Consider the following 8,956-nt stretch of genomic DNA (forward strand, 5'->3'; position numbering starts at 1 on the left):
CAGGAAGCGGCTCATGGAAGGGGACCCGTCCCCGGCCCTGTGGCCCGACTAGTTCATCGAGGCCATGCTCAACAACCCCTAGAGCTCGGCAGCAAACGACGGCATGGCGGGGCCGCTCCATCGGAGCGGCCCCGCTTTTTTTGCGCTCGCCCGGCGGATCGCCTCCCCCCCCGAAAAAATATCGAACCATTTCGCAAGGAGGCTCATGACAAATGGATCATATTCGGATTATATGTCGCGGGACTGCAAACCCAAAGGATGGGCGAATGATTCCGATTCGAATCAACCGGCATGAATTTGCGGGCTCCCTGGGCGATCTCGGGGTGCTCCTGCCGATGGCCGCTGGCCTGATTATGGTCAACGGGATCGATCCCCAGCGGCTTTTCCTCGGCGTGGGCCTGTTCTACATCGCGGCCGGGCTGTATTTCGGGACCACCGTCCCGGTCCAACCCATGAAGGTCATCAGCTCCCTGGCCATCGCCATGGCCCTGCCCAGGGAGCAGATTTTCGTCGCGGGTCTGCTGGTGGGCGTGATGCTCGTCATCATCGGCCTGACCGGGGCCATGACCCGGTTGTCCCGCTACATCCCCAGGCCCGTGATCCGGGGCGTGCAGCTCTCCACCGGCCTGTTGCTCATGGCCCAGGGGGCGCGTTTCGCCCTGGGAACCTCGTCGTTCCAGGTCGCCAACCACGCGGCCGAGCCGTTCCTGGCCGTCCAGACCATCGGGCCGGTCCCGCTGAACTGGATTCTGGCTGCCGTCGCCTTTGCGGCCACGTTCTTTCTGCTGGACAGCAGGAAGGTTCCGGCGGCCCTGGTCGTTGTCGGCTTCGGGCTCGCGACCGGGATCATCCTGAGCAACGGCGGCGAGCCCTTCAACCACGGGTCCGCGCTTCCCGCGTTCCTGCCGGCCGAGATGACCTCCCTCGCCACGTTCAGCACGGCCCTGTTCGTCCTGGCCCTGCCGCAGCTTCCCATGACCCTGGGCAACGCCGTGGTGGCCAATGCCGACCTGGCCCGGGAGCTCTTCGGTCCTGACTCGGCCAGGACCACGAACAGGGCCCTGTGCCTGTCCATGGGGCTGGCCAACATCGGCTCGTTCCTGCTGGGCGGGATGCCCATGTGCCATGGCGCCGGGGGGCTGGCCACGCATTATCGCTTCGGGGCCCGCAGCGCCGGGTCCAACCTGATCATCGGCGGACTGTTCGCGTCCCTGGCCCTGTTCCTGGGCGAAAAAGCCGGGCTGGTCGCCCGGATGATCCCCATGTCGGTGCTTGGCGTGTTGCTCTTTTTCGGCGGGGGGCAACTCGCCCTGACCGTCCAGGACATGAAGGAGCGCAGCGACCTGTTCGTGTGCCTGGCCATTGCGGCAGTCACCCTGGCCTCCAATCTCGCCCTGGGCTATCTGGTGGGCGCGGGCCTTTATTTCGCGCTCAAGTCCGGCAAGGCGCACGTGTGACGCGGGCGCCGTCCCCGACGACGCCATAGGGCCGGGACAACGCTCCCGGCGACGCCATTTTAGCGAATCCTACTTGGTCTTGTGGGTGAAGACGCCGTCCCATCCCTCGCCGGGGGGCGAGGCGATGAGCTGGTCGCACCGCTCGATGTACAGGTCGTAGAGCAGGGGTTCGACGTTCAGCCCCCTGAGTTCCTCGAAGACGTTCTTCGCCTGCCCAAAGCGCTGCTCCAGATAGAGGGCGTGGGCGATGTCGTAGCGCCGCAGCTCCGTCTCTCGCGCGGCGGCCTGATCCAGGGTGTAGGCTGTGTAGATGGTCACGGGCTCCACCTTGCCCTTGACGCGGACGCGGTCGAGGATGCGGAAGCGGTATTCCCCTTCGCAGGCGTCCGCGATGGTCTGGCTGACCACCAGCTTCTGGCCGTAGTACTTGGTCAGCCCCTCCAGGCGGGAAGCGAGGTTCACGTTGTCGCCGATGAGGGTGTAGTCGAAGAGGTCGGCCGAGCCCATGTTGCCCACGCGCACCGGTCCGGAGTGCAGCCCGATGCCGATGGCGATGGTGAAGCCGTATTTCCCGATGAAAATCTCGTTCAGTTCGTCGAGCTTGGACAGCTCGGCCAGGGCCGCGTCCAGGGCTTTGGCCTGGTGGTGCTCGACGTCCAGCGGCGCGTTCCAGAAGGCCATGACCGCGTCGCCGATGAACTTGTCCAGCGTGCCCTGGTGCTCGGTGATGGTCCGGGTCATGGGCGTCAGGTAGTCGTGAAGCAGGTTGGTGACCTGGGTCGGGCTCAGCTTCTCGGAGAGCGAGGTGAAGCTGCGGATGTCCGAGAAATGGATGGTGATGTCCTTTTCCTGGCCCTCCAGGGAAAGGGCGTCCGGGTTGTCCATGATCTGGGAGATGACCGAGGGGGCGAGGTAGTGGGCGAAAGCGCCGTGGATGAATTTCTTGGCATGTTCCTCGCGCCAGAACTTGATGACCGTGAGCAGGGTGAAGGTCAGGGCCAGATTGATGTAGGCGTAGAGCGGCGAGATGTAGTAGTGCTGCACGGTGAAGAGCTTGACCGAGCCGTACCACATGCCCCAGCCCAGGCCGAGCAGGGGGAGGATGAGCCAGGCCGCGCGGGTCCAGACGAGCAGCAGAGTGGTGATGAAACCCACGGCCAGCAAGGTGAACAGCTCCAGCTCCTTGGCCCAGTTCGGGGTGTTCAGGAACTCCTTGGAGAGGATGTTGTCGATGATGGTGCAGTGGGCCTCCACGCCGGGATAGCCCGGGTCGAGGGGGGTGGCCCGGATGTCCTTGAGTCCTGAGGCCGAGGCGCCGATGAAGCATATCTTGCCCATGAGTTCGCCGGGCTTGAGCTTGCGGTTCAGCACGTCCGACGCGCTGATGTAGCGGAAGGTCTTCATGGGGCCGCGATAGTTGATGAGCATTCGGCCCCGGCCGTCCACGGGGATGACCACGTTGCCGATCCGGAACGACTCCACGCCGCCCGGCCCCATCTTGATGACCGGCGACTTGAGTCCGGTGGCCTGCATGAGCGCGGCCAGGGCCAGGCTGGGGTAGAACTTGCCGTTCCAACTGAACAGGAGCGGCACCCGGCGGTAGACGCTGTCCATGTCCGGGGCGATGGTGATGAATCCCGTCCGTTTGACGGCCGTGGCCAGGACGGGCAGGGGGCAGACGGCGTCCGTGGCCTTGAAGAGCATGTCGTGGGGCGAGGGCGCGTCCGGGGACGTGGTCAGCACGGATACGGTGATGGGCCGGATGAAGCAGTCGGTGGAGCCGTAGGGGGAACCGTCTTCCTTCGGTATCTCGCCGGTCCGGAAATCGAATCCCAGCACGAAGGGCCCGGTCTTGAGATTCTGGGCGAGTAGCAGATCGTTGTCGGCCAGAGCCGGGGGCAGTCCTTCGATCTTGATGTCGACCTTCATCTCCTTCTTGAGCTGTTGCCGCAGGACGTCGGGAGAGGTGCGGTCCGGCTCGGCGAAGATGATATCGGTGGCCACGGCGCTGGCGCCGTATGCCTGGAGGAATTTGAGCAGCATGGCCACGCGGTAGCGCGGCCACGGCCATTGCCCCAGTTCCTTCAGGCTTTTTTCGTCGAGGTCTATGACCACGGGCACGTCCGTGGCGTTGGCGTCGTGATACTGGCGCAGGAACTGGTCATAGAGCTTGTAGTCGAGAAAGGTCAGGAAAGTCGGCCGCACCGCGAACAGGACGACCATGAGCACGCTGGCGGCAAGGCCGGTCCCGAGCAGGATGAGTTGGTCCTTTTTAAAGACTCTCTTGATGATTTTAAGCATTCAGATGCATCCTCCGGAAACGGCTTGGCGGACGTTTGACATAATGGGGCAAGATTCAAGGCAAAATATGATTTCTATTGCCATCTGGTTATTATTTATTTATTGTACTGATGTTTATTTTGTATGGACTGACGGCAATATGTCGAAATGATTTGTAATATTTCCATTACGCCAAGATCAATATACATGCGGGGGCCGGTTTTGAAAAGCCTGACCAGATATGCAATCGCCAGCATTTTTACCTTGATGTTGCTTTTGGGTGCGCCCCTTGCCGCCTTGGCCGAGGACGCCCGGTCGCTGAAGCTGGACGACCTGTTGCAGCACCTCGTCAAGACCCATGACCGCATCCTCGCTTCCGAAGCCCAGCTCAAATCCGTCCAGCACCAGTACGAGAGCGCGCGCGGCGGTTGGTATCCGCATGTGGACGCCTCCGCGGAGGGCGGTCGGGAGAACCTGAGCAAGCCCGGTTCCGCCGAAACCCAGATGAACCGGAACCAGATGACCCTCACCGGCAAGCAACTGCTCTACGATTTCGGCGGCGTTTCTGGTTCCATCGACGCGGCCCAGGGTCGGGTCAAGGAATCCGAGTCCGTGGTGGAGCAGACCAAGCAGGAGATCATCTCACTTGGCATTGCCGCCTATCTGCGCGTCATCCGCTCCCGCGAACTGCTCAAGTACGCCCGCAGGTCCGAGGAGAGCGTCAAGGAGCTCTCCGGAATGCAGGAGATGCTCGTCGAGCGCGGCGCCGGGTATTCCTACGAGGAGCTCCAGGTCAAGGGCCAGTTGGCCGGCACCCAGTCCTATCGGGTCACCCAGGAGCGCGAGCTGCAGATTTCCCTGAACAATTTCAAGTCGGTGTTCGGGTTCACCCCCTCCATCAAGGAAGTCGGCGGCATGAACACGGTGCCGCTGCCGCGCAAATACCTGCCCGGCAACGTGGACGAAGCCATCGCCATCGCCTTCGACAGCAACCCCATGCTTTTGGAAACCAAGTACTCGGAGGAGCGGCTCCAGGGCGACCTGCGCAGCCGGAAGTCCAAGTATTTCCCGAGATTCGACGCCGTACTGGAAGGGGAGCGCAAGGAGAACGACCAGGGCACGCCCGGCGTGCGCACCGAAGGCCGCGCCGGATTCCAGATGGAGTACAATATCTTCTCCGGCTTTTCGGACATCGAGGAGGTCCAGGCCGTCCAGTCCGAAATATCCCGGACCAAGAAGTCCCTGCTGGACCGTCGCCGCACCATCGAGGAGAGCGTGCGCAACGCGTGGCAGGAGCTGACCACCCTGCAAAAGAACGCCGAGCTGTACGAGAACCAGGCCAACATCACCTGGGAATTCCTCGGCCTGGTCAAGAAGAAGAAGGCCACGGGCGAGGACGTCCGCCTGCTCGATATCCTCGTGGGCGAACGGGACTATATTTCCTCCATCAGCGCCAAGGTCGCCACCGACATCGACATCATCATCGCCGGTTACTCCCTGCTGTACCAGATGGGTCTCATCACCGAGAACATCACCCACGACCTGTAACGGCGAGGGGTCGCGTGGCCGCGCCGTCGCATGGCCCGGCCGCAAGGATTTGGCATGCACGAGCTTTTCAGACGGCTGTTCCTCCACAAGCCGCTGGCCGCGGAAATCATCGTGGCCTCGTTCTTCGTCAACATCCTCTATCTCGCCTCGCCCATTTTCGTCATCCAGATCCTGAGCCGGTACATCGGCTATGGTTTTGACGGCACGCTCTACACCCTGACCATGGGAATGCTCATCGCCCTGGTGCTGGGCATGGGATTTTCCATTGTCCGCACCAGGATGTGCTCGGCCGTGAGCGAAGAGCCGGACCATCGGCTCCAGGCCAGGGTGCTGGACGGTCTGGCCCGAACCAAGGCAGCCGCCATGGAGCGCATCCCGGCCGCCCGCGTCCAGGACGTGCTGGCCGGGCCGCAGATCGTCCAGTCCGCCTACGAGGCCTCGCGCATCGCCTCGGTGCTGGACATGCCGTTCTTTATCCTTTTCGTCCTGGCCATCTTCGTCCTCAGCCCCACGCTGGCCGTCATCACCCTCCTGGCCGTGGTCTCCACGGTAGGGGCGGGCAAGCTCAACATGGACCGGGCCAAGAAGCTGGACAACGCCATGCGCGAGGAGTCGCTCCGTCACCGCAGCAGCGTCAACTCGGCCATCACCGGGACGGAAACGGTCCGCGCCTTCCGAGGCGGCGAGCACCTCCACCGGATCTGGGACGAACAGGTCCACCGCCTCAGTGAGGTCCGGGAGCGCGTCGTCAACCAGCGCAGTTGGTCCCTGGCCATCGTCTCGGTCCTCAACTCCCTGCTCAAGGTCGCCATCTACGCCGTGGGCGCCAAGCTGGTGGTCTCCGGCGACCTCTCCGTGGGCTCCCTGATCGGCGCGAGCATCCTTTCCGCCAAGGCGTTGCAGATCTCGTCGAGCTTCATGCAGTCCGTGCTCCAGATGGGCAAGGCGGACGAAGCCTTGCGGATGATCAACGAATTTTCCTCGCTGCCGCGCGAATCCGGTGGCGGCAAGGCCATGAAGGCATATTCGGGACGGCTGGAACTCCACGACGTGGCCATGGCCTTCCCCGGCGCCACGGGCCCGCTGTTCGAGTCGCTGTCCGCCGTCATCGAGCCCGGCAGCGTGGTCGGCGTTTTGGGGGCCAACGGCACGGGCAAGACCACACTGGCCAAGCTCGTCGTCGGCCTGCTCGACCCCGGCCGGGGCCAGATTCTGGCCGACGGGGTGGACCTCCGCCAACTGGCGGCGGACTGGTGGCGCACCCAGGTCGTCTACCTGCCCCAGGAGCCCATGTTCCTCAACGGCACCTACCGGGAGAACATCACCTTGCTCAATCCGGACGTGGACGACGCCAAATTGAACGAAATCGTGCGGTTGGCCGATCTGCGCCGTTTCCTGGACGGCACGCCCACCGGCATCGACACGGTCATCGCCGACGGCGGCCGCAGCCTGCCCATGGGTATCCGCAAGCGACTGGCCCTGGCCCGCGCCCTGATGGGAGAGGGGCGCATTGCGGTGTTTGACGAGCCCACCGAGGGACTGGACGTGGAGGGCTGCGAGGCCATCTTCCAGGTGATGAACCTCCTGGTGCAGCGGGGCACGACCATCGTAGCCGTTTCCCGCGACCCCAACGTGGTCAAGGGCTACGGCATGGTCATCGACCTGAACTCCAAGCCGGTTCCCAAGGTCGGGCGCGTCCAGAAGAAGAAGCCCGCTCCGGAAGCCGGGACGACGCTCACGTCATAGGGGCCGGTCATGCGCGAAAACGGAAAATTCGGCCTGGACAAGACCACGCGGTCCTTTTTTTATCTCTGCACAGCCTTTTGCGTCAGCTTTTTCCTCTGGGCCTCGGTCAGCCCGCTCGACATCGTCAGCAACGCCATGGGCGAGGTTATTCCCAGCTCGCGGGTCAAGCGCATCCAGCACCTGGAGGGCGGCATCGTCCACGAGATCAAGGTCCGCGAGGGCGAGAAGGTGGCCGCTGGCCAGCCGCTCATCGTGCTGGAGGCCACGGCCAGCGACTCCACGGTGGAAGAAATCAACGTGCGCATCAACTCTCTGCGCACCGAGATCGCCCGGCTGGAGGCGGAATCACGCTGGTACGCCAACTTGCAGGACGGCTCGGACAACGCCACGGCCGCCGCCAACACCGGGGGGGCGACACCGCCGAATGCGGACATATCGGCCATCGAGCCGCAGTTTCCCGAGGACCTGCCGCAGGTCATCATCGCCCAGGCCCGGGACCTCTATAACGCCCGGCGGGACCGGTTCGTCAGCGATATCAACGGCCAGAAGGAAAAGATCAAGCAACGCCAGCAGGACATCAACGAGATCGTGGTCCGCATCCGCAACCAGCGGCAGAGCCTGGAATACCTGCGCGAGCAGATTCGGATCAGCGAGGACCTGCTCAAGGAAAAATTGACCACTCGCTACAAGCATTTGGGATTCCTCAAGGAAGAATCCAATCTTGTTAGCCGCATCCAGGAGGACGCCGCCGCCCTGGCCCGCTCCAAGTCCGCCCTGGCGGCGGCCGATGACGCCCTGGACAAGATCTACGGCTCCCATCACGAGGAGGTGCAGGAGGCCCTGCGCAAGGCCCGGCGCGAGGTCCTGGAGTTCACCCAGCGGCTGCGCAAGACCACCGACTCCCTGCAGCGCACCGTCATCCGCGCGCCCATCGACGGCATCGTCAAGACCGTCTATGTGCGCGGCGTGGGCGAGGTCGTCCAGCCCGGCATGACCGTGCTCGACATCGTGCCCGCAGGCGACAAGCTTATCATCGAGGCCCACCTCGCCCTGGGCGACATCGGATATGTCCAGCCCGGCCAGCCCGCCACCGTGACCCTGCCCAACCGCGACGCCCGCATGTTCGGCAAGCTGGAGGGCAAGGTGACGAACATCAGCCCGGACGCCGTCACCGTCCCGGAGCAGGGCACCTTCTACAAGGTCCTGGTGGAGACCAGAAGCGACCGTTTCGAAAAGGAAGGCCGCCGCTACCAGCTCTATCCCGGCATGCGCCTGCTGGTCGCCATCAAGACCGGCGAGCGCACGGTGATGGAATACCTGCTCTATCCCTACTTCGACACCCTGTACCACGGTTTCCACGAGCGGTAGCCAGCTCCGTGGGCCGGGCCGTTACAGGTTCCGCCAGACCATCAGGCAGCCGAGCGCCAGCACCAGGTAGAGCGCCAGGCGGCGCGCGTCCCTGTCCGAGATGCGGCCGTAGGCGAAGGTTCCGCCGAGGATGCCCAGGGCCAGCGCGGGCAGCGAGATGAGGAAGAGGTGGACCACCTCGGCAGTGGTCAGGCCAGAGGCTGCGTGCGTGCTGGCGACGACTATCCCTGAAATCAGGAAAAAGATGGCGAGGGTGCCCTTTGAACGGTCTTTGTCCCAGGGGCAGAGGGTGGAGTAGATGATTACCGGCGGGCCGCCTGCGCCGATGCTCCCGGCCAGCAGGCCGGAGATGAAGCCGGCGGTCAGGGTCCAGCCCCGGCCCAGAGGTCGGCACACGGGCCGAACGAGAATCTGGTGCAGGGTGAAGACGATAGAGACCTCTGCGCATCACCTCTTTTCGTTCCCGGCTTGCCCTCTGCACTCGATTTGATGCTGTGATCGCACCCCGCTTGGGCTCAATTCCGGCTCTTTCCGGCCATTTCTGGCCGAAATACCGG

Annotated in this window: 6 protein-coding genes; 4 read left to right on the forward strand and 2 right to left on the reverse strand. The window is 63.6% G+C overall.

Annotated features, from left to right (window positions below; translation table 11 throughout):
• Positions 1-266 precede the first annotated feature (266 nt).
• On the forward strand, positions 267-1,457 hold the full coding sequence (locus tag PHP91_RS16410) for a putative sulfate/molybdate transporter (protein WP_300143264.1): 1,191 nt from the start codon (positions 267-269) through the stop codon (positions 1,455-1,457).
• Positions 1,458-1,526: 69 nt separating this feature from the next.
• Here PHP91_RS16410 and PHP91_RS16415 read toward each other — a convergent pair whose 3' ends face one another.
• The gene (locus PHP91_RS16415; protein WP_300143266.1) at positions 1,527-3,758 is read right to left on the reverse strand and encodes an adenylate/guanylate cyclase domain-containing protein; all 2,232 of its coding nucleotides are present in this window, start codon (positions 3,756-3,758) and stop codon (positions 1,527-1,529) included.
• A gap of 246 nt (positions 3,759-4,004) precedes the next feature.
• Here PHP91_RS16415 and PHP91_RS16420 point away from each other — a divergent pair, with 246 nt between their 5' ends.
• Genes PHP91_RS16420 through PHP91_RS16430 form a run of 3 tightly spaced genes read left to right on the forward strand, consistent with a single transcriptional unit; the run spans position 4,005 to position 8,399 of the window.
• Complete coding sequence (locus PHP91_RS16420; RefSeq protein ID WP_300143269.1) at positions 4,005-5,285, forward strand: TolC family protein; 1,281 nt, start codon at positions 4,005-4,007, stop codon at positions 5,283-5,285.
• A 54-nt stretch (positions 5,286-5,339) separates the two neighbouring features.
• Positions 5,340-7,031 (forward strand): ABC transporter transmembrane domain-containing protein, encoded by a 1,692-nt coding sequence (locus tag PHP91_RS16425; protein WP_300143272.1) that lies wholly within the window; start codon positions 5,340-5,342, stop codon positions 7,029-7,031.
• A gap of 9 nt (positions 7,032-7,040) precedes the next feature.
• Positions 7,041-8,399 carry an HlyD family type I secretion periplasmic adaptor subunit gene (locus PHP91_RS16430; protein WP_300143274.1) on the forward strand — a complete coding sequence of 453 codons (1,359 nt, stop codon included), beginning with the start codon at positions 7,041-7,043 and terminating at the stop codon, positions 8,397-8,399.
• Positions 8,400-8,420: 21 nt separating this feature from the next.
• Here PHP91_RS16430 and PHP91_RS16435 read toward each other — a convergent pair whose 3' ends face one another.
• The gene (locus tag PHP91_RS16435; protein ID WP_300143276.1) at positions 8,421-8,795 is read right to left on the reverse strand and encodes a sulfite exporter TauE/SafE family protein; all 375 of its coding nucleotides are present in this window, start codon (positions 8,793-8,795) and stop codon (positions 8,421-8,423) included.
• Positions 8,796-8,956 lie beyond the last annotated feature (161 nt).

This window comes from Pseudodesulfovibrio sp., from assembly GCF_028692895.1.
GTDB lineage: Bacteria > Desulfobacterota > Desulfovibrionia > Desulfovibrionales > Desulfovibrionaceae > Pseudodesulfovibrio.